Raw genomic sequence first — 21,468 nt, 5'->3', positions numbered from 1 at the left:
TGGGAGGCTATGTAAACTGAATAGCATGCATTTTAGCCCGGATACGCAATAAATTCACCTGATAAACAAAAAGGCCACTTGTGGTGACCTTTTTGCCTATCGGGTATAACGCAATATTTTAAACTACGTAACCTGGATTTTTACCGATGCCTACGACTTTAGGCATGTTCAGCTGGCGCGGCTTGACGACCTTGATATCGCGCAAATAGGTAGCAACGACATCCCAGATCGGGGTGCCGCTAACGCCTTCACCGACCGGAGCCCAGCCGGCAACCTTGTATTTGCGGCTGGCATCGACAGGCTTGCCTTTCAGCGTCATGTTGCTGATGCGGTTGCCTATCTTGTTGTTCGGATTGACGGTGTACTGGATGCCGCCGACGCGTACCATGTCGCCGCCTTGCTGATAATACGGGTCGCTGTTGAACAGGTTGTCGCACACGTCTTCCATGATGGATTTGATGGTTTCGCCTGTCATTTCGGTCAGTGTGGTAGATGGATAGGTAATTGCGGTCTGGTCCATGAGTTTGTCCATGGTGATTACATCGCCCGGTAACAGCGTAGTACCCCAGCGGAAACCGGGCGAGAACGCTGCGTCAGCGCCTTTAACCGCCATCAGCGCATCCAGAATGAGTTGGTCGAAGGTGCCGTTGAAGTTGCCGCGGCGGTAGAGCAGGTCTTCGGTTACGGCGAGTTTTTCGTTCAGTTTGGAAGCAAACGGGGCGCGCACGTTTTCGATGAACGCGGCCATTTTTGCATCGGGTGCGATCAGGTTGGAGAATACCGGAAGCAAGCGGTATTTCCAGCCGACTATTTTCTTGCCGCGCACGTCAAAATCCATGACGCCGAGGAATTTGCCGTTGGAGCCGGCATTGGTAACCAGTGTGGTGCCTTTGGCATTCTTGACCTGGGTAGGCTGCGGTACGCCGTCGTGGGTGTGGCCGCCGAAAATTGCGTCGATACCGGTGATGCGGGATGCCATCTTGAGGTCTACGTCCATGCCGTTATGCGAGAGCACGACCACCACTTGTGCGCCTTTGGCACGGGTTTCGTCGACGATTTTCTGCATATTCTCGTCCTGAATGCCGAAGGTCCAGTCGGGCACCATGTAACGCGGGTTGGCGATTGGGGTATAAGGGAAGGACTGGCCGATAATGGCGACTTGCACGCCATTGACTACTTTCATTGTGTAAGGCTTGAATACCTGGTCGCCGAAGTCGTTGGTAGTAACGTTCTGGGCGACAAAGTCGATCTTGTTTTTGAAGTCGTTGTCGACAATGTGCTTGACGCGATCCGCGCCATAAGTAAATTCCCAGTGGCCGGTCATGACATCGACGCCGAGCAATTTGCAGGCATCGACCATGTCTTGCGCGTTGGTCCACAGCGAGGTGGCTGAACCCTGCCAGGTGTCGCCGCCATCCAGCAGCAGCGATCCGGGACGGGAAGCGCGGGTTTTGTCGACCAGCGTTTTGAGGTGGGCAAAGCCGCCGACCTTGCCGTAAGTACGCGCAGCGGCCTGGAAGTCTAGGTAAGTAAACGCATGCGCTTCACGGGTGCCCGGACGAATGCCGTAATGTTTTAACAAATATTCGCCTACCAGATGCGGTGGCTGACCGAGTGCACTGCCGATGCCGATGTTGACGTTCGGTTCGCGGAAATAGATCGGCAGCAATTGTGCATGGCAATCGGTCATGTGCATCAGCGAGACGTTGCCGAATTGCGGCAGGTCATAGAAGCTGGAGGGCGCATTGCCGGCGAGCGCCTGTTTGCTGTCTATGGCCATGCCGGAAGCGGCGGCAACGGCGAGTATTTGTAAAAATTCACGGCGGTTCATCATACGAAGGAACTCCTTAATTCTAAATGGGTGAATGAGCTGTTGTTATGGTAATGATTCTAGCGCTTAATGCTGGTGAGTACATGGTATTAATCACCCACAATTAGCCGGTACATCTATAAAAAAACGGCAAGGATATTATCCTCGCCGTTATTTTTTACGTAGTGCTGTAATTATTTACGGAATACCGACGCTTTCATCGGTAAGCCGTTGCTAATGTAGGAGTGGAAGTATTCCAGATCGTTGTACTCTTCGCTACCGATCGCAAATGGCACGGCGCGTATCATTTTGTGGCAACCTACATAACGGTTCTGCAGGGTTACCAGATTCTCGCCGCCGCGGAATACCGGCCAGTGCGTAGCTTGTCCAATAATAGGGGAAAGCAGTTCCGAGCGCAGGTGGTTGCCGGCATTGTAAACGTGGCAGCTGGCGCAGGAGAATCCAAGCTGGCCGTGACGCGAGTAAAATTGCGCCTTGCCTTTTTCATAGGCAGCTTGTGCAGCTGCGCCATTGACCTTGATGTTCATCAGCATGCCATCGGAGAGTGTGCGTGCATAAGATGTCAGCTTGCCCATGGTTGCCGGGTCGCCCAGTTTGTATGCTTCTTCGCCATTCGTGGTGCGGCAGGTGTTGATCGCGTTTTCGAACGTAACCACTTTACCGGCTTTGTCGTCGAAATAAGGGTAATTGCCTGCGACGTTTTTGCCGCTGTTAGGAAAACAGCTGGCGTACGTTTTGCCATTCTTGAATGGGGTGTCCCACATTTTCTGGCCCTGATCTACCACGGTGCCGAAAGGTGGAAAATCCATGATGCTGTCGTATTGCGCCATTGAGTCTGCATCAAAGGCAAGTGCACCGTAGACATATTTGTCCAGTTTGATATCTGGGTATTTATTGGTAAAGTATTTGTCCAGATTCAGGCGATCCTGTTCCGGGGTGGCGTTGGCTGCAACTCCCCCGAATAATAGACCGGCCCCAACCAGCGCTAGCAGCGTTTTTTTCATGCTGTCCTCCGTAAGTTATATGCAATCAGCACCGGAGAATGCATTCTCCGGTGTGGTTTTCTGAATATCAGCTAACAGTAGCGTCAGCGCTGTTGCTCTCGCCCTTGTTGTCTTTCCAGGATACGGTTACTTTGTCACCGGCTTTAGCGCCTTTGACTTTAAAACCCAGGTATGGATTTTTGGAGATGGCGCCGCTCCATTCTGCTTCCAGTACGGGTTTGCCGTTGAGAGTAGCAGTTACTTCAGTGATGTGGTGGGCCGGGATCAACTGGCCGGTTTTTGGGTCTTTACGCTGACCGGTTTCCATAGGATGGTTCATCAGTACTTTGATATCAGCGCTATCACCGGCCATCGTGGCACGGATTTTCATTGGTTCTGCCATGGTCATTCCTTTAATAAAAAACGAGTTGAGTGGTTATCAAACTATGGACAGTATTAACCGCCGCAACCACCGATAGTTACTTTGACTTCTTTAGCTGCAGTGTAGGTTTTGCCGCCAGCGGTGACAACTGCGCGAACCATCGCGGTTTGGCCCATTTTGATACGTGTGGAAACGAAAGCTTCGGCGCCGTTCTCGAGCTTGAAGCTGGCTACCAGCGGGTTGGCATTCTTCTCGGCCATGATCGCAATGCCGGTGGTGCCGGCGATTTTGCTGGTGATCTCGACAGGAACCACAGCACCGTTCTCAGCGATATCAGGTGCTTTGATGGTGATGTCTTTGCTTTCGGCCGGACTGCCTGCGCCCATGCCTTTGAGTGCGTCCGCTACGGACTTTGCGCTAAAAGCAGCGGTGTTATAAGCAGCAAATGCGTTGCCGGTACCAAATAAACCGGTTGCTACCGCAAGCGTACCTGCGGCAGTTGCGCCTTTCAGAATGTTACGACGTAAAACGTTCATGCATTTTCTCCTTGTGGAAAGTGGATTAATTAAAGTCCGTAAACAAAGTCGGTGACCTTGTCGATTTCTTGTTCGGTCAGGACTTTATTTTTACCGAATGGAATCATTACTGTGTTTGGATTGGCGTCCATGGCATTCCAGATTTGGGCGCGAAGCTTGGCTTTGTCCGGGTAGCGTGCCTGCATTGCGATCAGGGGTGGTCCGATTGTGCCGGCGGCTACGGCATCCGGCATGGTCGGCATGGCGTGGCAAGCCAGGCAGTTACCAAGACTCTTGTCATAGGCGATTTGTTTGCCGGTCATTTCAGATTTGGCTGCGTCTGCAGCATAGGCAACATTTATTAGGCTGATTGTGCCAACTAAGCTGGCTGTTAATATCAATGATGCGTGTAACCGCATGTCATCCTCCTGATTTATGGGTTCTGGTGAATCATTACGTAAAATATTTTACGTGCCGTCAATCCGAACTCGGATTGTCAAAGCATAGAGCAAAAAAAATATGAATCCAAGTGGGAGGAAGCGTTTTTTTATGAAAAACAGCGCAGAAAGTATATTTGTACCAAATTTTAATAAGATAAAAGTGTCGATTAAGTTTGTTTATCGGCCTTGTTTTGTGCCATGAGCTGTTTTAGACGCGCTTCGGCAATCGACATCTGGTAAAAATCGCCGTCATGGGTTTTCAGGGCGATTTGCAACTGTTCGATGGCGGCAGTCAAATTGCCTTGATGGGCATAGGCTTCGGCTTGGGCGTAGTGGCGCAGGAAATCCTTGCCCTGCTGGGCGTAGCCGCGCGATTGCAATTGATAGAGATGATAGTCGTCGGGGTGAATGGCGATGATGCCGGTAACCAGTTTGACCGTATTATCTGCCTGTCCGGCTGTGAGCAGGGCATCGGCGTAGCTATAGACGAGTGGGCGGTAATTCGGATAGCGTTTGCGTGCATCATGGTAGCGCTGTAATGCGCCGTTGATATCGCCGGCATTTTGCTTGAGCCTGGCTCCCAGGCTGTCGATAATCGGGCTGGACCGGCCGCTTTGTCTGAGTTTTTGGTACGCGGCTTCTGCTGCGTCGTATTTCTGCGCCCGCATCAGCGCAAGGGTCAAACCGTATTGTGCCGCGGTCAGGTCAGCATAGCGTTTGTCGCGAACGTCATCGGTAAACTCGGTAACTGCCGTGCTCGGAGACTGGTTCAGGACGCGCAGCTTGGTGCGCATCAATTGAAATTCGATGCTGTCGGCAACCTGTTTGTGCGGCAGATTCGCGGCACGGTTCTGCATGTCGGCGATACGTTCGCTGGTCAATGGGTGGGTACGCAGATAAGCGGGGGCGTTGTTGTCGTAGAGGCGGCTGTATTTTTGTAAACGTTCGAAAAAAGTGGCCATCGCATTGGGGTCAAATCCTGCCGCACTCATGATCTGCATGCCTATCCGGTCGGCTTCACGCTCGTTGTCGCGGCTGAAATCCAGCTGTTTCTGGATCGACACGGCCTGAGTCGCAGCGATTGCGCCGCCCGCTACTTGCGGATTGGAACGTGCGGCTAGAATCGCTACAGCCAGAGCGGCGAGTGATGGCAAAATGCTGCGGTTCTGACTCTCGATCATGCGTGCCAGGTGGTGCTGGGTCACGTGGGCGATTTCATGGCCGAGCACGCCGGCGAGTTCGGATTCATTCTGGGCGGCTTCGATCAGCCCGGTATGAACGCCGATGTAGCCGCCCGGCAGCGCAAAGGCGTTGAGCGTGTTGTCCTTGAGTACGAAAAACTGGAAACTGCGCTGGCTCTCCGAGCTTGCGGCCACCAGCCGGGATCCCAGATTGTTTAAATAGTCGGTAAGCTCCGCATCATCGTAATACTGGGGGTTGGCATAAATATCGCGCATAATCTCGCTGCCCACCCGAGCTTCGTCGCGGCTGGAAAAACTGCTTTGCGAAATGTCCCCCAGATCCGGCAATTCGCTGGCGGTAACGGATTGGCTAACCAGGCAGAGTATGAGTATTATCAGTTTCATGGCTGATATGATAACCGGATTTATTTTGGAGTTCCTGAAACTATGCATGAATTTACGCACTTTGATCAACAGGGTCACGCCCAGATGGTGGATGTGGCCGATAAAGCCGATACCCGCCGTATCGCGGTGGCGCGCGGTCGTATCGTGATGCTGCCCGGCACCCTGCAAATGATCCGGCAGGGCAGTGCAAGGAAGGGCGATGTGCTGGGCGTGGCGCGAGTGGCCGCGATTCAGGCGGCGAAACGTACCGCCGACCTGATCCCGCTGTGTCATCCGCTGGCGCTGACGCGGGTGAATGTGGCGTTCGAAGTGAATGAGGCGCTGTCTGCAATCGATGCGGAAGTGAGGGTGGAGACCGTAGGCAAGACCGGGGTGGAAATGGAAGCGCTGACCGCGTTGAATGTGGGTTTGCTGACCATATATGATATGTGCAAGGCAGTGGACCGCGGCATGCGCATGGAAGCCATCCACCTGCACGAAAAGTCAGGCGGCAAGTCGGGGCACTGGCTTGCCTCGTAACACATTGTTACAGTTTTATTTGTTTTGGAAATGTTTGTGTAAATTCTCTGGATCATGATGCAGACGTGGGCATAAATGATGTGCCCGCCAGGTAGAAAGGTAAACCATGACTTACTCCAAAGTATTCGCATTCGTTGCTATCGCTCTGTGCACAACATCCGCACTGGCAGCGGGTGGTCATGACCGTTCGTTTCGCGGGAATGACTTCAATCCGCGTCAGAATGATCAGAATGCCGATATGGGTTATGAGCAGCGCCAGCAGCGGCAACAGGAAGCAGCGCCTGCTCGGCAGCGGAATGAGGGGTTCGGCTATGGTTTTGAACGTCGGCAGGAGCGCGCCGATCGTCCGGATTTCGGGCGCAGGAACCGTAATTAGAAGAATTGCATGAATCAGGAGAGTCGTATCATGAACATGATCAAACTGAATTTTACCGCTTTGGCTCTGGTAGCCGCGACTAATCTGGCCTGGGCGGATGATGGTGCGAGCTTCACTGATCGCGCCCAAGTGCTTTCCGCCACCCCGGTTTACCAGCAGATCAATGAGCCGCGCCGTGAATGCTGGACGGAAACCGTAGGCAGTTATAACAACGGCAGCAGCGCTGGGCATGGTTATGGCGGTGCTATTCTGGGCGGGCTGGTCGGCGGATTGCTGGGCAATACGGTCGGGCAGGGCAATGGACGTATTGCCGCTGCTGCAGTGGGTGCGGCAACCGGTGCGGTCGTTGGCGATAAGGTAGCCAATAACGGTGGCTACAACCAGCCGCGGCAGGTCGAGCATTGCGCCAATCACGATAATTATCGTCAGGTGATCAGCGGCTACAACGTGGTGTATCGCTATCGGGGCCGGACGATGACGGCGATGTTGCCGCAAGACCCGGGCAAATATGTCGATGTCAATGTGAACGTCGTCTTGGCGGGCGATCAGCGCGATGATCGTCAGCGCTATGACGACCGGGAAGACAATTAAAGCAGCAGTTCAATAGATGTGCCGCGTACATGGCGGCTCAGGCTGGATATTTCCGGTTTTTTGTCTAGACTGATATTGTTCTTATCGCTTAGGGGGCAATATCATGAAAACCCAACTATTTACCCAGTTGCGGCAAGTGCCGGCACATACCACTGACAACCATGTCGTATCCTGGCATGTGTTCCGAACACTGAGCGAGGCCGAAGCGTACGCTGATCATATTGTGCTGAATCCGGGGCAACATCTGGCGGGCGGCATCGATCACGATAGCGTCGGCTCGCTGTGGTGGGTCGGCGTCGAAGTCGATGATTTGTCGCGCTGGGGTAATGCCGCCGCAGTGAACAAGCATGCCGAGTAATCTGGTGCCTGGACAAGTGCGCCGATTCCAGAATAAGTCTTCGTTTGGTGCGATTTTAGTGCCGGGTGCACCAAAATTATGCAAATATACTTGAAGTATTGCCGAATTTTTATCTAATTTATTGATATATATGTAGTTTTTTTGTTGGCATGAGGATTGCTTGATGTAGTGCATGAATACTACGTCTACTCCTGCATCCAAGTCTTCTGCCTGTGCTTACTGCGGCGTCGGTTGTGGTGTGCTGATTGAAACCGATGGCACCAATATTCTCGGCGTTCGCGGTAATCCCGATCACCCCGCCAATTTTGGCCGGCTCTGCACCAAGGGCGCAACACTGGGTCTGGCGGCGGCCCAACGCGAAGCCCGTGCGTTATATCCCGAATTGCGCTCCGGGCGCGATGCCTTACGCCAGCGCGTTACCTGGGCTGGCGCGCTTGATCATGCCGCGGACCGGTTTGCTGCCATCATTCGCGAACACGGTGCCGATGCGGTGGGTTTCTATATTTCCGGCCAGTTGCTGACCGAGGATTATTACGTCTTCAATAAGTTGGCCAAAGGCCTGATCGGCACCAATAACGTCGATACCAATTCGCGTCTGTGCATGTCCAGTGCAGTGAGCGGCTACAAGGCCACTCTCGGTGCCGATGCGCCGCCGGTATGTTATGACGACATCGCCGCGACCGACTGCCTGTTCATCGCCGGCTCCAATACCGCTTATGCCCACCCCATCGTTTACCGCCGCATCGAAGATGCGCGCAAAGCCAATCCCGATCTTAAGGTAATCGTCGTCGATCCGCGCCGTACCGACACCTCGCGTGAAGCCGATCTGCATCTGCCGATTCTTCCCGGCACCGACGTGGCGCTGTTCAATGCGATGCTCTACGTCATGCTCTGGGAAGACTTGCTGGATCAGGATTATATTGCGGCCCATACCAACGGCTTTAACGAATTGCGCGCCACGGTGCGTGAATATTCGCCCGAGACCGTAGCCGCCGTTTGCGGCGTACCTGCTGCCGACATCGTCACTGCCGCGCGCTGGTTTGGACAATCGTCAGCGACACTGTCGCTGTATTGCCAGGGGCTGAATCAGTCCAGCCACGGTACCGATAAGAATGCCGCGTTAATTAATCTGCATCTCGCTACCGGCCACATCGGCCGGCCCGGTGCCGGACCGTTTTCACTGACCGGGCAGCCCAATGCGATGGGCGGCCGCGAAGTGGGCGGCATGGCCAATCTGCTGTCGGCGCATCGCGATTTGGCCAATTCCGAACACCGCGGCGAGGTTGCCAGATTGTGGGGCATCGACTCCGTGCCCGCAACGCCCGGAAAAACCGCACTGGAAATGTTCGAAGCCGCCGCGCGCGGTGAAATCAGGGCGTTGTGGATCGCCTGCACCAACCCGGCGCAGTCGCTGCCCAATCAGGCGCTGGTGCGGGCGGCATTGCAGCAGGCCGAATTCGTTGTGGTGCAGGAAGTGAATGCCTATACCGAGACCGCAGAATACGCGGATTTGCTGTTGCCGGCAGCGGCCTGGGGCGAGAAGGAAGGCACTGTCACCAATTCCGAACGGCGTATCACCCATTTGCAAACGGCGATTCCTGCACCGGGCGAATGTCGTCCCGACTGGGAAATCGCAACGGATTTTGCGCACCGTTTGGGTGCGCGGCTGGGCAAGCCGGGTGCAGCATTATTCCCTTACGCAAATGCCGAAGCCGTATTCAACGAGCATCGCGAATCGACGCGGGGGCGCGATCTGGATATTACCGGGCTGTCATACGTGCTGCTGGATGAATGTGGCCCGCAACAGTGGCCCTATCCGCAAGGCGCGCAGTCAGGCAAGGCCCGTTTGTATGCGGACGGTTTTTTCCCGACGGCAGACGGCCGCGCCAGATTCGCCAATACGCGGTACCTGCCTACTGCAGAGGTGACCGACGCACGCTATCCCCTGCATCTGAACACCGGGCGTTTGCGCGACCAATGGCATGGCATGAGCCGTACCGGCATGGTGGCGCGACTGTACAGCCATGTCGAATCGCCCATCCTCTCCATGCATGCCGATGATATGGCGCGACGCGGGCTCAAATCGGGCGATCTGGCGCGCGTCAAAAGCCGTCGTGGCGAGCTGCTGGTGCCAGTGGAAGCCAGCGACGATATGCGTATCGGCCAGGCGTTCATGCCCATGCACTGGGGCAGCCGTTATATGAGCGGACTGGGGGTGAATGCACTTACCATGGATCAGCGTGACCCGGTGTCGAAACAGCCCGAACTGAAGCATGCCGCCATCCAGGTGGAAAAAGCGCCGTTGCCCTGGCATATGGCGGTGATGCGCCGCGATGACGCGGTGGCACGCATGTTGCGTATTCAGCCATTATTGCCGCGCTTCGATTACGCCAGCTGCGGATTATACGGCCGGCAAAATCCGGTGCTGGTTCTGCGCATCGCCAACGCCACTCCGTTGTCAGCCGAACTGATGGCTGAAGTCGATGCATTGCTGGATATGCAGGACGAATCCTGCATCATGCGCTACGACGATCCCAAGCGCGGTGTCGCCAAACGGGTACTGGTTGAAGACGGATGCGTGACCGGCGTGCGCTTGACCGGCGAAATCGCCGCCCGTGACTGGCTCAAGGAGATGATGGCTGAGGGTGTGGAGATCGCCCCGTTGCGCAGCTGGGTGCTGGCACCATTATCGGCGCCGCCCAGCGGTAGCAGCAGCCGCGGGCGCATCGTATGCAATTGCCTGAACGTGGCGGAGACGCAGATTCTGTCTGCGATAACACGGGATACCGATCTGGCTGCCTTGCAGGCAAGCTTGAAGTGCGGCACGGAATGCGGGTCGTGCGTGCCGGAACTGAAACGGATGATTATGATGGGCAAACAGGAGGCAGCATGAGTTATTCCGCCATACTGAAAGAGATCGCGCGCGGTGTGCATGGCGCGCGCGACCTGAGCATAGATGAAGCCGACCAGCTCTATGGCGCGATGCTGGATGGCGGCGTGCCGGAAATGGAGTTGGGCGCCATCCTGATCGCGCTGCGCATGAAAGGCGAATCCGCCGACGAGCTGCTCGGATTCTATCAGGCGCTCGAGTCGCGTCTGTATTCGTTAGCACTGCCGGCTGGCGGCGTGCGGCCGGTGGTCATCCCTACCTATAACGGCGCGCGCCATCAGCCCAATCTGGTGGCGCTGCTGGCGCTGCTGCTGGTCAAATTCGGTATCCCGGTATTGCTGCACGGCACGCTGGAAAGCCAGGGGCGCACCACGACCGCCTATATCCTGCGCGAACTCGGCATCCTGCCCTGCGCCAATCTCGGCCAGGCCAATCTTGCACTGGCCGGTGAAGGCATCGCCTTTGTGCCGACAGCGGTACTGTCGCCGGGGCTGGCTAATCTGCTCGGCTTGCGCAATCGCCTGGGCGTACGCAATACGGCGCACACGCTGGCGAAAATGATTTCGCCGTTCAAGGGCGAGAGTTTGCGGCTGGTCAGCGTGTCGCATCCGGAATATCTGGAGAAAATGCGCGACTTCTTCGAGACCACCGGCTTGCGCGCGCTGCTGCTGCGCGGCACCGAGGGCGAGGCGCTGGCCAATCCCAAGCGCCGTCCGGAATTGCTGTACTGCGACGACGGCAAATCGCAATTGCTGTTTGAAGCCGAAGTCGGGCCGTTGAAGTCGCTGCCGAATCTGCCCGAATCCATCGATGCAGCGACCACCGCAGCCTGGATACAAAGTGTGCTGTCAGGGCAGCATCCTATCCCGCTGCCGGTGATCAATCAGCTCGCCTGCTGTCTGTACGGCGCCGGTTATACCACGGACATGAATCAGGCCAAAGCCATCGTCGCGATGGAAACCAGCAGCCTGGTGATGGCCTGAAAGGAGATGACGATGAACGGTAAAGTCTATTTGATCGGCGCAGGCCCGGGCGATCCCGAGCTGATTACCCTGAAGGCGGTGCGCATCCTGCAGAGCGCCGACGTGGTGCTGATCGACGATCTGGTCAATCCGCAGCTGCTCGTACATGTACGGGCGGATGCACGCATTATCCCGGTTGGCAAGCGCGGCGGCTGTCAATCGACACCGCAAGCATTTATCCAGCGCCAGATGATCCAGGAGGCGCAGGCCGGCATGACCGTGGCGCGGCTCAAGGGCGGCGATCCGCTCATGTTCGGGCGGGGCGGCGAAGAGATCGAGGCGCTGCGCGCAGCCGGTATCGGCGTCGAAGTCATCAGCGGCATCACCTCCGGCATCGCCGCACCGGCGACGCTGGGTGTGCCGGTCACGCACCGCGACTGGGCGCCGGGGGTGACATTCATTACCGGCCACAGCCGCGAAGGCAACGAAGTGAACTGGGCGGCATTGGCGGCGACGCGCACTACGCTGGTCATTTATATGGGGGTGAAGAACCTGCCGGATATCGTCACCCGTTTAATCGCAGGCGGTCTGGCGGCAGACACGACAGCGCTGGCAGTGCAAAGCGGCACGCTGGCACAGCAGCGCCAGGTCAAGGCAACTCTGGCGACGCTGCATGCGGCGATGCTGGCGTCGGCAATCGGCAGTCCGGCGATCGTGGTGATCGGCGCAGTCGCCGATCTCGCGCAGATCGCGGCATACACGGAATCGGTCGCGAAGGCGGCGTAGAACAGATGGCAAACAGGCAGCAAATTTTTTCATCAGCACAAGCAGGCTGCAACGGCGCGGCTCCCTTTGTACTGTGGTTTCAACATTATTTAACCGCAAACACTAGGAGTATACGCAATGAACAAACTGAAATTAGTCATGGTCGGCAACGGAATGGCCGGGGTGCGTACGCTGGAGGAGCTGCTCAAGCTCGCCCCTGAGCGTTACGACATCACCGTGTTCGGCGCAGAACCGCACGCCAACTACAATCGCATTTTGCTATCGCCGGTGCTGGCAGGCGAGCAGACCATCCAGGACATCATGCTCAACGATGTCGACTGGTATGCCGACAACGGCATCACCCTGCACCTCAACAGGAAAGTGACCGGCATCGATCGCACCAAACGCATCGTGACTGCCGAAGACGGCACCACGGCCGAATACGACAGGCTGATCCTGGCTACCGGCTCCAACCCGTTCATCCTGCTGATCCCGGGCAAGGACCTGCCGGGCGTGATCGGTTATCGCGATATCGCCGATACCGACGCGATGATCGCCGCCGCCAAAATACACAAGCATGCCGTCGTCATCGGCGGCGGCCTGCTCGGACTGGAGGCCGCCAATGGGCTGAAATTACGCGGCATGGACGTTACCGTCGTGCACAAGAACGAATGGCTGATGGAACGTCAGCTGGACAGGGTTTCCGCCAAACTGCTGCAAAAGAGCCTGGAAGACAAAGGGCTGACCTTCCTGCTGGAAAAAGACACTGCCGAACTGGTGCAGGGCGAATCCGGGCGGGTATGCGCAGTCAGATTCCAGGACGGCGACGTGATCCCGGCGGACCTGGTGGTGATGGCGGTGGGTATCCGCCCCAATATCGCGCTGGCGGAGCAGGCAGGCATCCACTGCAATCGCGGTATCGTCGTCAGCGACACCATGCAGACGTTCGACCCGCGCATCTATGCCGTGGGCGAATGCGTGAATCATCGCGGCATCGCGTACGGACTGGTTGCGCCGCTGTTCGACATGGCCAAGGTGGCGGCCAATCATCTGGCCGAATTCGGTATCGCCCGTTACGTCGGCTCGGTGACGTCGACCAAACTCAAAGTGACCGGCATCGATCTGTTTTCGGCAGGCAATTTCAGCGGCGGCGAAGACTGCGAAGAGATATTGCTGTCCGACCCGGTCGGCGGCGTCTACAAGAAGATCGTGATCCAGGACAACAAGATTGCCGGTGCGGTGATGTATGGCGATACCGTGGACGGCGCCTGGTATTTCCAGCTGCTGCGCGAGGGGCGCAATATCTCCGATATCCGCGATCACCTGATGTTCGGACAAAGTCACGTCGGCGACCTTGGGCATCAGGGGCAGAATCGTGCCGCCGCGATGAGCGACGACATGGAAGTGTGCGGCTGCAACGGCGTGTGCAAGGGCACCGTCGTCAAGGCGATCAAGGAAAAAGGCCTGTTCACGCTGGAAGACGTGCGCAAGCATACCAAGGCCTCGTCGTCGTGCGGTTCCTGCACTGGCCTGGTCGAGCAGTTGCTGGCGACCGTGCTCGGCGGCGACTATTCCGATGCGCCGAAAACCAAAGCCATGTGCGGTTGCACCGACCATACCCACGCCGAAGTACGCGCCGCAATCCGCGAACAGAAACTGCTCAGCATCCCCGATGTGATGGCGTTCATGGCGTGGCGCACGCCCAACGGTTGCGCCAGCTGCCGCCCGGCGCTGAACTACTACCTGATCTCGTCGTGGCCGGGCGAGGCCATGGACGACCCGCAGTCGCGTTTTATCAATGAGCGCGCCCACGCCAATATCCAGAAGGACGGCACCTATTCGGTGATTCCGCGCATGTTCGGCGGCCAGACCACACCCGATGATCTGCGGCGCATTGCCGATGTGGCCGACAAATACGCCATCCCCACGGTGAAAGTGACCGGCGGCCAGCGCATCGACCTGCTCGGCGTGAAAAAAGCCGACCTGCCGGGCGTATGGGCCGATCTGGGCATGCCGTCGGGGCTGGCTTACGGCAAGGCGCTGCGCACCGTGAAGACCTGCGTGGGCAGCGAATGGTGCCGCTTCGGCACGCAGGATTCGACCAGACTGGGTGTCGATCTGGAAAAGGCCTTATGGAAAATGTGGGCACCGCACAAGGTCAAGCTCGCGGTATCCGGCTGCCCGCGTAACTGTGCCGAAGTGGCGATCAAGGACGTCGGCATCATCGGTGTCGATTCCGGCTGGGAAATCTACATCGCCGGCAACGGCGGCATCAAGACCGAAGTCGCGCATTTCTTCATCAAGGTGAAAACCGCCGAAGAAGTGATGGAATATACCGCGGCGTTCCTGCAGCTGTACCGCGAAGAAGGTTTCTATCTGGAGCGCACCGTGCATTATCTGGCGCGGGTCGGCATGGACTACATCAAGCAGCGCGTGCTGGAAGACGAGGCCGGACGCAAGGCGCTGCATGAACGCATGATGTTCGCGGTGCAGAATGAAAAAGACCCCTGGCTGGAGCGCACGCAGGGTGGTGTAGGTAAACACGAATTTGAAATGCTGACTGCCTGATTCGGGATGATAGAAAGTACGAGGATAAAAATGACTGAATGGACCAAAATCTGCAGCTTGACGGATATTCCCAATCTGGGATCGCGGGTAGTGCAAACCGGGCAAGGGGATATCGCCATATTCCGCACTGATGGCGACGAAGTGTTCGCGCTGCACGACAAGTGCCCGCACAAAGGCGGGCCGCTGTCGCAGGGCATCGTCGCCGGCAAGACCGTAACCTGTCCGCTGCATGGCTGGAAGATCGGGCTGGAAACCGGCAACGCCGATGCGCCGGACGAAGGGCATACGCCCTGTCTGCAAACCCGGATCGATGATGCCGGCACGGTATGGCTGGGTCTGACCGCCAAACCGGCCTGCTGAAGGGGAAGCCATGAGCAGCATGAGCTATCTGGCGGTTGTCGAACGCTATCACCAATACCGCGATGCGTTGGGCGAATTGCTGTCGTCGATACTGACAGGCATGGGCGATACCCAGTTGCTGGCGGCGGGCGATGCCAGGCACAAAGCGATGAATTGCGTGGTAACGCATTATCCGTTCGTCGAGCTGCTGTACGTGCTCGATGCGGACGGCAGGCAGATCACCCACAACATCGCGGCGGGGCACGCGGCGCAGAGCAGCGATAGCGGCGTCGGGCGCGACCGCAGCATACGGCCGTATTTTGTGCTGGCCAAAGCGCATGCGGGGGTCAGCATTACCGAGCCGTATCTGTCCAGCGCCAGCAATATGCTGTGTGTATCCGCCGTGTTGCCGCTGACCGATCCGGAAACGGGCGAGCAGCGCTACATCGTGCTCGATATCGACTTGACCGGCGCCATCGAATTCATGATGGGGGATCATGCGCGGCGGCGGTTCCTGCCGGTATTCAGGGCGATATACAGCATCATCGTACTGGGTCTGGCCGCGGTCACCGGGGTATTGCTGTATGCGGCTTTCGGCGAACTCGTCGCATTGCGCGACGTCGGCGACAACACCGCAGAGCTGCACCTGAAGCCGTTCGGGGTGATCATCTTCCTGACGCTGGCCCTGGCCATTTTCGACCTGGGCAAGACCATACTCGAAGAAGAGGTGCTGATGCACAAGGACATCTTCCGGCACAGCTCGACGCGCCGCACCATTACCCGGTTTATCGCCGCGATCCTGATCGCGGTGTCGATCGAGGCCTTGCTGCTGATGTTCAAATCGGCGCTGGGCGTCACCCATGAAATGGTGGAAGCGGTATGGATGATGTTTGCAGCGGTGGGCCTGTTGGTCGGATTGGGCCTGTACGTGTACCTCGGTGCGCGTGCCGAAGCGCTGCTGTCGGCGGGGATGAAGCGATGAACGCCGTGATCCTGTTTGCGCATGGCGCACGCGATCCGCGCTGGGCAGAACCGTTCCAGCGTCTGCAGCAGATTGTGGCGGCGCAGCAGCCGCAGAGCCGTGTCATGCTGGCCTATCTGGAACTGATGAGTCCAGGCTTGCCTGACGCAGTGGCGGCGCTGGTAGCGCAAGGCATCGCCGACATCAGCATCGTGCCGCTGTTTCTGGGCCCGGGGGCGCATTTGCGCGAGGATTTCCCGATTTTGCTGGACGAACTGCGCCAGCGTTATCCCCTGGTCAGCCTGACCGTGCTGCCTGCACTGGGCGAAAGCGATGCCTTGCTGCATGCGATTGCCGGCTGGATCAAACAAGTCATGCCGTACACCCCGGATTGACGGCGGGTGACGGCATATTTGAAACAATTTTATTGATTACCGCAGGAAGATAACGTCATGGATAAATCATTTTGGAAAGCGGGGCATACGCCTACGCTGATTGCTGCATTTCTGTATTTCGACCTGTCCTTCATGGTCTGGGTCATGCTCGGCCCGCTGGGGGTGCAGATCGCCAGTGATCTGGGGCTGGACGCGGGACAAAAAGGCTTGATGGTGGCCACACCGGTACTGGCAGGTGCATTGCTGCGTATCGTGATGGGCGTGCTGGTCGATCACCTCAAACCCAAGAAAGCCGGCCTGATCGGGCAGCTGGTCGTGCTGTGCGCGCTGGCATGGGCCTGGCTGGCAGGCATCCACAGCTTTCAGCAGGTATTGGTGCTGGGCATGCTGCTGGGCTTTGCCGGTGCAGCGTTCGCGGTGGCGCTGCCGCTGGCTTCGCGCTGGTATCCGCCGCAGCATCAGGGTACGGCGCTGGGCATCGCCGGTGCCGGCAATTCGGGGACCGCACTGGCGGCCCTGTTCGCGCCCGGCCTGGCGGTGGCATTCGGCTGGAACAGCGTGTTCGGCCTCGCGATGATCCCGCTGGGGATTGCGCTGGCGGTGTATCTGGTATTTGCCAAGGACAGTCCGGAATGCCCGCCGGCCAAATCCATGACCGAATACCTGCATGTGCTGAAAGACAAGGACGCCTGGTGGTTCATGTTTTTCTATAGCGTGACCTTCGGCGGTTTTGTCGGCATGGCGTCGAGCCTGACCATTTATTTCAATACGCAGTATGGCTTGCCGGCCATCACTGCCGGCTATTTCACTGCGGCCTGCGTGTTCGCCGGCTCGCTGGTGCGTCCGCTGGGCGGCATGCTGGCTGACCGTCTGGGCGGTATTCGTACCCTGTCGGTGATGTATGCGCTGGCGGCGGCGTTTCTGCTGCTGGTGAGCGTGGGCATGGCGACGCCGATGCTGGCGATGACGGTGATCGTTCCGGCGATGCTGGCGTTGGGTATGGGCAACGGCGCTGTATTCCAGCTGGTGCCGCAACGCTTCCGCCGCGAAATCGGGGTGATGACCGGGCTGGTGGGGATGGCGGGTGGCGTGGGCGGATTCTATCTGGCTTCCAGCCTGGGGTATTCGCACAAACTGACCGGCAGCTACCAGATCGGCTTCGAGATATTCGCCGGTCTGGCGGTGGTCGCGCTGGTAGGCCTGACCAAAGTAAAATCGCGCTGGCGCACCACATGGGGCGCTCCGGGCGTTGCCGGCGCACGGATCTGATCGGCTGCGGCGACCAGGACGATGCCATTACAACTGACTGTCGGTCATGTATCCGCTACCGGGCCACGCGAGCGCAATGAGGATTTTTGCGGTTTCATGACGCCGGAGTGCGCCCAGCTGACGGAAAAGGGCGCGCTGATTGCACTGGCCGACGGCGTATCGGGGGCGCCGGCGGGCGCGAGGCGGCGGAATATACCGTGCGCGGTTTGCTGGCGGATTATTATGCCACGCCGGATACCTGGGAAGTGCCGTATGCGCTGGATAAAGTGCTCGTTGCCATTAATCGCTGGCTGATCGCGCAGGCGACTACGCGGCGCGATCTGGCCGGGATGTCGTGTACCCTGTCGGCGCTGGTCATGCGCGGCTGCCGCTATTACCTGGCGCATGTCGGCGATAGCCGGATCTACCGCCTGCGCGGCGCGGAATGGGTGCAGCTGACTGCCGATCACGTCTGGGAGCGTCCCGACATGCGCCACGTGTTAAAGCGGGCTGTCGGGCTGGATGAGTATCTGAGCGTCGATTTCGGTGAAGGCGATTTGCAGCCGGGCGATGTGTTCCTGCTGGTGTCGGATGGTGTGTGGGAGCCTGTCGGCGAACTGGGCATGCGCAAGGCGCTGGACCTGTATCGTAGCCCGCAGCTGGCTGCCGAGGAGCTGGTGCGCCTGGCCTACCGCCAGGGCGGGCAGGATAATGCCAGCGCGATAGTGGTGCGGGTGGAAGCGATAGCTGAGCAGAATCTGCGCGATCAGCTCAGCGCCCGGCGTCACCTGCCGGTGCCGCCGCGATTGAAGCCGGGTACCCGGCTGGACGGTTTTGAAGTGATGACGCTGTTGCATGAGTCGCGCATGTCGCTGCTGTATCAGGTGCGGCATTTGAGCGATGGCCGGTTATGGGTGCTCAAGACCCTGCCGCCGCATGCTGCGGACGATGCGGCAGCAGCGGATGCGCTGGTACAGGAAGAATGGCTGGCGAAGAAAGTCATCGCGCATTATTTCCCGCAAATACTGCCGCTGGCGATGGAGGAACGCTCCGCGCTGTATTATGTGATGAGCTGGCATGAGGGGGCGACGCTGCAGCAGTATCTGGACAACGGACGTCATTTTACCGTGGCCGAAGCGGTGCAGATCGGAATACGGCTGGTGAAAGGGCTGGCTGCATTGCAGCGCCTGAATATCCTGCATCGGGACATCAAGCCCGGCAATATCCATCTGGGTGCGGACGATAAATTGCGTATCCTCGATTTCGGTGTCGCCGCCAGCGGAGGCCTGCATGACCTGAACGACGGTGCGGGGACGCCGAGTTTCATGGCACCCGAGCTGATTGCTGGCGACGCAGCCAGCGTGCAAAGCGAACTGTATGCTGCAGGTGTCGCGCTGTATTATTTATTGACGCGCAAGTATCCTTACGGTGAAGTCGAGCCGTTCCAGCATCCGCGGTTCGGCGACCCTGTGCCGCCCACTCGTTATCGTCCGGAGATTCCGCACTGGCTGGAAAACCTGTTGCTGAAGGCGGTGGCACGCGAATCTCGCATGCGTTTCGAGACTGCCGAGGAAATGCTGCTGGCGCTGGAGCAAGGCGAGCGTCGGCCGCTCGATGCGCCGCGGCGTACGCCCTTGCTGGAGCGCGATCCGCTGCGTGTCTGGCAGATGCTGGCACTGCTTTCGATCGCATTGAATCTGATGCTGATTTATTTGCTGGTAGCGACCTGATGTCGCCGCATTAGCATATTTTTTGCTTGTATTTTAATCAACCGGTTTCATAAGAGAGTCTTATCATGCTGACTGTAATGATTGTTGATGATGATGCTGTGCGCGCGCAGCAGCTGGAACAAGCGTTTCGTAGCCAGCATTACAAAGTGGCAGAGCTGGTCACGTCCGCGTTCAAATTGCCTGAAGCGATAGCACGCTGCGCACCCGATGTGATTATTATTGGTGCGGATTCGCCCGACCGCGATACCCTGGAACATCTGTGCATCGCCACGCGCGATTGCCCGCGTCCGGTGGTGATGTTTACCGATGATAAAAACAGCGAATCGATACGTGCCGCATTAAAAGCGGGCGTGTCGGCCTATATCGTCGACGGGCTGGACGCTGAACGTATCCAGCCTATCCTTGAAGTGGCGCGTATCCGTTTTGAAGAACATCAGGCGCTGATGGATGCGGCCAACAAGGCCAACCGCACCCAGCAGGAGCGCGAGATCATCAATGAGGCCAAGCAGCGGCTGATGGCAGATCAAGCGTTGAGCGAAGAAGCGGCTTATCATGCCATGCGCCGCACTGCGATGGCGGAGAACCGGCGCCTGGTCGAAATCGCGGAAAGCATATTGCAGGCGCTGCCGCCGGCGGGCTGATTGCCCGTTTCTGCTAGCGGGCAGCGTGCAGCGGGTAGAAGTGATCGTATACCCGGTTAAATATCAGGGTGTAGAGCAGATAGAACACGATAAATCCGGCGTCCAGCAACACCGCATCCCACAATCCCATCTTCAGCCACCAGGCGATCAGCGGCACGGTCGCAATCACCAGACCCAGCTCGAACAACAGCGCATGCACTACGCGAATCAGCCAGTTGCGCGTGGATAAATGCCCGCCGCAGGCCAGCTCGATGCGGTCGAAGCCGTGATTGAACAAGCCGTTCCAGCCCATCGCGATCAATGAAATGACCAGTACCAACACGCCGGTTTTGCCCAGGCCGTGGCCGGTAATCCGGCTTGCCAGCGGGGAAACCAGAATGAGGCCGATGAGTTCATAGAGCAGAATGCTGCGGAAGCGGTCGCGAAAGCTGCGTAATGTTTGCATGAGTTTTAAAGCCCTGATCGGGCGACAGAATATAGACCAAATCAGGAATTTTGCAAACTTCCGATGGTCTCATTTATGTTGCAAGGGCAAGGTAAGAATTTTGCAACGATGGTTTCGTGCTTGCAGTTAATTGTATTTAAGGATAGACTTATCTTTAATTCGCTTTAGTGGAATATCGCTTGGCGAAGTATTGCTAGTGAAACTGTTGTTAAAGCCCAAAGGAGAAGAAAATGAGATCGCTATTTACCAAAGAGAGCTTTCCATTAACCATGGTCGTGTCTCTGATCGTTTTTTCTTATTTAAGTTTTTTCAGCGTATTGCTGTTTGGCTGGTAACAGCCAGGTAATTCGCCGCAGAGGGCAACATGCTGATGCAGCTGCATCAGCATGTTGCCATTTTGCGCGTCTGCATGTCCACACAACGCTACTGCGGTTTCATCTCTTTCATCAAATCGATCGCCTCACCTTCCTTGATTAGCGTTATGGTCACAGGGTCGCCCGCAAACGGGAACGCCCACGACCGACTGGGGCTGTAACCAGCCGCCAGATAGTAGGTTTTGCCTTTGGCGGCATCGAGCTTCGCGACCCGGTTGCCCTTGGGAAAAGCCGCGAACTGGAACTCATGCGTGCCCGCTGCAATATTCAGGCTAGTATAGGTGCCGCGTGGCAGGCTGGCGATCCTGACGCCGTTATCGGTAATTTCCTGATTGCTCGCGAATAAAGTCGGCCCGCTGATATTCAGCACATAGAGCTTGGCCTCGCCTGCAGATGCGGAAGTACGGGCAGGCGCAGCAGCCTGGTTCTCCGGTGCGCTAGCGCAGCCCGCCAGCAGCAATGTGGCAACGAACAGGGCGGTGATATGTAAACGCGAATTCATGGTCTGGACTCCTGGGCGATGGCAGATTCGGCATGGGTTTTAGAGTGGTTTTCTCTTATTTTTCGCA

Annotated in this window: 21 protein-coding genes and 1 pseudogene; 14 read left to right on the top strand and 8 right to left on the bottom strand. The window is 57.4% G+C overall.

The annotated features are described in order from the left end of the window. Positions 1 to 118: 118 nt before the first annotated feature. The 6 genes from soxB to CAP31_RS12800 all read right to left on the bottom strand — a co-directional run bounded on the left by soxB (position 119) and on the right by CAP31_RS12800 (position 5,737). The gene (gene soxB / locus CAP31_RS12825; protein ID WP_087447895.1) at positions 119 to 1,834 is read right to left on the bottom strand and encodes a thiosulfohydrolase SoxB; all 1,716 of its coding nucleotides are present in this window, start codon (positions 1,832 to 1,834) and stop codon (positions 119 to 121) included. A gap of 170 nt (positions 1,835 to 2,004) precedes the next feature. After that, on the bottom strand, positions 2,005 to 2,835 hold the full coding sequence (soxA, locus tag CAP31_RS12820; RefSeq protein ID WP_087447894.1) for a sulfur oxidation c-type cytochrome SoxA: 831 nt from the start codon (positions 2,833 to 2,835) through the stop codon (positions 2,005 to 2,007). A gap of 67 nt (positions 2,836 to 2,902) precedes the next feature. After that, positions 2,903 to 3,217, bottom strand: coding sequence for a thiosulfate oxidation carrier complex protein SoxZ (soxZ, locus tag CAP31_RS12815; protein ID WP_087448390.1), 315 nt, complete (start codon positions 3,215 to 3,217; stop codon positions 2,903 to 2,905). Positions 3,218 to 3,270: 53 nt separating this feature from the next. Next, complete coding sequence (gene soxY, locus CAP31_RS12810) at positions 3,271 to 3,732, bottom strand: thiosulfate oxidation carrier protein SoxY (protein ID WP_087447893.1); 462 nt, start codon at positions 3,730 to 3,732, stop codon at positions 3,271 to 3,273. Between the two features lie 29 nt (positions 3,733 to 3,761). Further along, positions 3,762 to 4,130 carry a sulfur oxidation c-type cytochrome SoxX gene (gene soxX, locus CAP31_RS12805; RefSeq protein ID WP_087447892.1) on the bottom strand — a complete coding sequence of 123 codons (369 nt, stop codon included), beginning with the start codon at positions 4,128 to 4,130 and terminating at the stop codon, positions 3,762 to 3,764. Between the two features lie 188 nt (positions 4,131 to 4,318). Beyond that, the gene (locus CAP31_RS12800) at positions 4,319 to 5,737 is read right to left on the bottom strand and encodes a M48 family metalloprotease (RefSeq protein ID WP_087448389.1); all 1,419 of its coding nucleotides are present in this window, start codon (positions 5,735 to 5,737) and stop codon (positions 4,319 to 4,321) included. A gap of 42 nt (positions 5,738 to 5,779) precedes the next feature. Here CAP31_RS12800 and moaC point away from each other — a divergent pair, with 42 nt between their 5' ends. The 14 genes and pseudogenes from moaC (at position 5,780) to CAP31_RS12730 (ending at position 20,080) form a co-directional block, all read left to right on the top strand. Next, entirely contained in the window at positions 5,780 to 6,256 is a 477-nt protein-coding gene (moaC, locus tag CAP31_RS12795; protein WP_087447891.1) for a cyclic pyranopterin monophosphate synthase MoaC, read from the top strand. A gap of 106 nt (positions 6,257 to 6,362) precedes the next feature. After that, positions 6,363 to 6,632 (top strand): hypothetical protein, encoded by a 270-nt coding sequence (locus CAP31_RS12790; RefSeq protein ID WP_087447890.1) that lies wholly within the window; start codon positions 6,363 to 6,365, stop codon positions 6,630 to 6,632. A gap of 30 nt (positions 6,633 to 6,662) precedes the next feature. Then, entirely contained in the window at positions 6,663 to 7,223 is a 561-nt protein-coding gene (locus CAP31_RS12785) for a glycine zipper 2TM domain-containing protein (protein WP_223247282.1), read from the top strand. Between the two features lie 103 nt (positions 7,224 to 7,326). Continuing rightward, on the top strand, positions 7,327 to 7,581 hold the full coding sequence (locus CAP31_RS12780; protein WP_087447889.1) for a hypothetical protein: 255 nt from the start codon (positions 7,327 to 7,329) through the stop codon (positions 7,579 to 7,581). Positions 7,582 to 7,753: 172 nt separating this feature from the next. Continuing rightward, on the top strand, positions 7,754 to 10,474 hold the full coding sequence (locus CAP31_RS12775) for a nitrate reductase (RefSeq protein ID WP_087447888.1): 2,721 nt from the start codon (positions 7,754 to 7,756) through the stop codon (positions 10,472 to 10,474). Beyond that, positions 10,471 to 11,454: a DNA-binding protein YbiB gene (gene ybiB / locus CAP31_RS12770; protein WP_087447887.1), complete on the top strand. Its 984-nt coding sequence runs from the start codon at positions 10,471 to 10,473 to the stop codon at positions 11,452 to 11,454. The genes CAP31_RS12775 and ybiB overlap by 4 nt, the downstream gene beginning before the upstream one ends. A gap of 12 nt (positions 11,455 to 11,466) precedes the next feature. After that, complete coding sequence (cobA, locus tag CAP31_RS12765) at positions 11,467 to 12,219, top strand: uroporphyrinogen-III C-methyltransferase (protein WP_087447886.1); 753 nt, start codon at positions 11,467 to 11,469, stop codon at positions 12,217 to 12,219. A 117-nt stretch (positions 12,220 to 12,336) separates the two neighbouring features. Next, positions 12,337 to 14,766 carry a nitrite reductase large subunit NirB gene (gene nirB / locus CAP31_RS12760; RefSeq protein WP_087447885.1) on the top strand — a complete coding sequence of 810 codons (2,430 nt, stop codon included), beginning with the start codon at positions 12,337 to 12,339 and terminating at the stop codon, positions 14,764 to 14,766. Positions 14,767 to 14,796: 30 nt separating this feature from the next. Then, positions 14,797 to 15,126 carry a nitrite reductase small subunit NirD gene (gene nirD / locus CAP31_RS12755; RefSeq protein ID WP_087447884.1) on the top strand — a complete coding sequence of 110 codons (330 nt, stop codon included), beginning with the start codon at positions 14,797 to 14,799 and terminating at the stop codon, positions 15,124 to 15,126. A 10-nt stretch (positions 15,127 to 15,136) separates the two neighbouring features. Next, positions 15,137 to 16,087, top strand: coding sequence for a PDC sensor domain-containing protein (locus CAP31_RS12750; protein ID WP_087447883.1), 951 nt, complete (start codon positions 15,137 to 15,139; stop codon positions 16,085 to 16,087). Continuing rightward, positions 16,084 to 16,461 carry a sirohydrochlorin chelatase gene (locus CAP31_RS12745; protein ID WP_087447882.1) on the top strand — a complete coding sequence of 126 codons (378 nt, stop codon included), beginning with the start codon at positions 16,084 to 16,086 and terminating at the stop codon, positions 16,459 to 16,461. Before CAP31_RS12750 ends, CAP31_RS12745 begins: the two co-directional genes overlap by 4 nt. Positions 16,462 to 16,518: 57 nt before the next feature. Continuing rightward, positions 16,519 to 17,730 carry a NarK/NasA family nitrate transporter gene (locus tag CAP31_RS12740; RefSeq protein WP_087447881.1) on the top strand — a complete coding sequence of 404 codons (1,212 nt, stop codon included), beginning with the start codon at positions 16,519 to 16,521 and terminating at the stop codon, positions 17,728 to 17,730. Positions 17,731 to 17,751: 21 nt separating this feature from the next. Further along, positions 17,752 to 19,439: pseudogene (locus tag CAP31_RS12735) on the top strand (protein kinase). A 65-nt stretch (positions 19,440 to 19,504) separates the two neighbouring features. Continuing rightward, complete coding sequence (locus tag CAP31_RS12730; protein ID WP_087447880.1) at positions 19,505 to 20,080, top strand: ANTAR domain-containing response regulator; 576 nt, start codon at positions 19,505 to 19,507, stop codon at positions 20,078 to 20,080. Positions 20,081 to 20,093: 13 nt separating this feature from the next. Here the strand turns inward: CAP31_RS12730 and CAP31_RS12725 are convergent, their stop codons facing one another. Continuing rightward, complete coding sequence (locus tag CAP31_RS12725; RefSeq protein WP_087447879.1) at positions 20,094 to 20,525, bottom strand: PACE efflux transporter; 432 nt, start codon at positions 20,523 to 20,525, stop codon at positions 20,094 to 20,096. A 423-nt stretch (positions 20,526 to 20,948) separates the two neighbouring features. Beyond that, entirely contained in the window at positions 20,949 to 21,401 is a 453-nt protein-coding gene (locus CAP31_RS12720) for a hypothetical protein (protein ID WP_087447878.1), read from the bottom strand. Between the last annotated feature and the right edge of the window lie 67 nt (positions 21,402 to 21,468).

Origin of the sequence: Sulfuriferula sp. AH1, assembly GCF_002162035.1 — a bacterium.
GTDB lineage: Bacteria > Pseudomonadota > Gammaproteobacteria > Burkholderiales > Sulfuriferulaceae > Sulfuriferula.
The sequence above is the reverse complement of the archived record's forward strand: the minus strand, read 5'-3'. Positions and strand labels throughout refer to the sequence as shown.

What these genes read in the sequence shown, in the direction of transcription:
- soxB (WP_087447895.1), bottom strand. Translation starts at nt 1,834, where the DNA reads ATGATGAACCGCCGTGAATTTTTACAAATACTCGCCGTTGCCGCCGCT.
- soxA (WP_087447894.1), bottom strand. Translation starts at nt 2,835, where the DNA reads ATGAAAAAAACGCTGCTAGCGCTGGTTGGGGCCGGTCTATTATTCGGG.
- soxZ (WP_087448390.1), bottom strand. Translation starts at nt 3,217, where the DNA reads ATGGCAGAACCAATGAAAATCCGTGCCACGATGGCCGGTGATAGCGCT.
- soxY (WP_087447893.1), bottom strand. Translation starts at nt 3,732, where the DNA reads ATGAACGTTTTACGTCGTAACATTCTGAAAGGCGCAACTGCCGCAGGT.
- soxX (WP_087447892.1), bottom strand. Translation starts at nt 4,130, where the DNA reads ATGCGGTTACACGCATCATTGATATTAACAGCCAGCTTAGTTGGCACA.
- CAP31_RS12800 (WP_087448389.1), bottom strand. Translation starts at nt 5,737, where the DNA reads ATGAAACTGATAATACTCATACTCTGCCTGGTTAGCCAATCCGTTACC.
- moaC (WP_087447891.1), top strand. Translation starts at nt 5,780, where the DNA reads ATGCATGAATTTACGCACTTTGATCAACAGGGTCACGCCCAGATGGTG.
- CAP31_RS12790 (WP_087447890.1), top strand. Translation starts at nt 6,363, where the DNA reads ATGACTTACTCCAAAGTATTCGCATTCGTTGCTATCGCTCTGTGCACA.
- CAP31_RS12785 (WP_223247282.1), top strand. Translation starts at nt 6,663, where the DNA reads ATGAACATGATCAAACTGAATTTTACCGCTTTGGCTCTGGTAGCCGCG.
- CAP31_RS12780 (WP_087447889.1), top strand. Translation starts at nt 7,327, where the DNA reads ATGAAAACCCAACTATTTACCCAGTTGCGGCAAGTGCCGGCACATACC.
- CAP31_RS12775 (WP_087447888.1), top strand. Translation starts at nt 7,754, where the DNA reads ATGAATACTACGTCTACTCCTGCATCCAAGTCTTCTGCCTGTGCTTAC.
- ybiB (WP_087447887.1), top strand. Translation starts at nt 10,471, where the DNA reads ATGAGTTATTCCGCCATACTGAAAGAGATCGCGCGCGGTGTGCATGGC.
- cobA (WP_087447886.1), top strand. Translation starts at nt 11,467, where the DNA reads ATGAACGGTAAAGTCTATTTGATCGGCGCAGGCCCGGGCGATCCCGAG.
- nirB (WP_087447885.1), top strand. Translation starts at nt 12,337, where the DNA reads ATGAACAAACTGAAATTAGTCATGGTCGGCAACGGAATGGCCGGGGTG.
- nirD (WP_087447884.1), top strand. Translation starts at nt 14,797, where the DNA reads ATGACTGAATGGACCAAAATCTGCAGCTTGACGGATATTCCCAATCTG.
- CAP31_RS12750 (WP_087447883.1), top strand. Translation starts at nt 15,137, where the DNA reads ATGAGCAGCATGAGCTATCTGGCGGTTGTCGAACGCTATCACCAATAC.
- CAP31_RS12745 (WP_087447882.1), top strand. Translation starts at nt 16,084, where the DNA reads ATGAACGCCGTGATCCTGTTTGCGCATGGCGCACGCGATCCGCGCTGG.
- CAP31_RS12740 (WP_087447881.1), top strand. Translation starts at nt 16,519, where the DNA reads ATGGATAAATCATTTTGGAAAGCGGGGCATACGCCTACGCTGATTGCT.
- CAP31_RS12730 (WP_087447880.1), top strand. Translation starts at nt 19,505, where the DNA reads ATGCTGACTGTAATGATTGTTGATGATGATGCTGTGCGCGCGCAGCAG.
- CAP31_RS12725 (WP_087447879.1), bottom strand. Translation starts at nt 20,525, where the DNA reads ATGCAAACATTACGCAGCTTTCGCGACCGCTTCCGCAGCATTCTGCTC.
- CAP31_RS12720 (WP_087447878.1), bottom strand. Translation starts at nt 21,401, where the DNA reads ATGAATTCGCGTTTACATATCACCGCCCTGTTCGTTGCCACATTGCTG.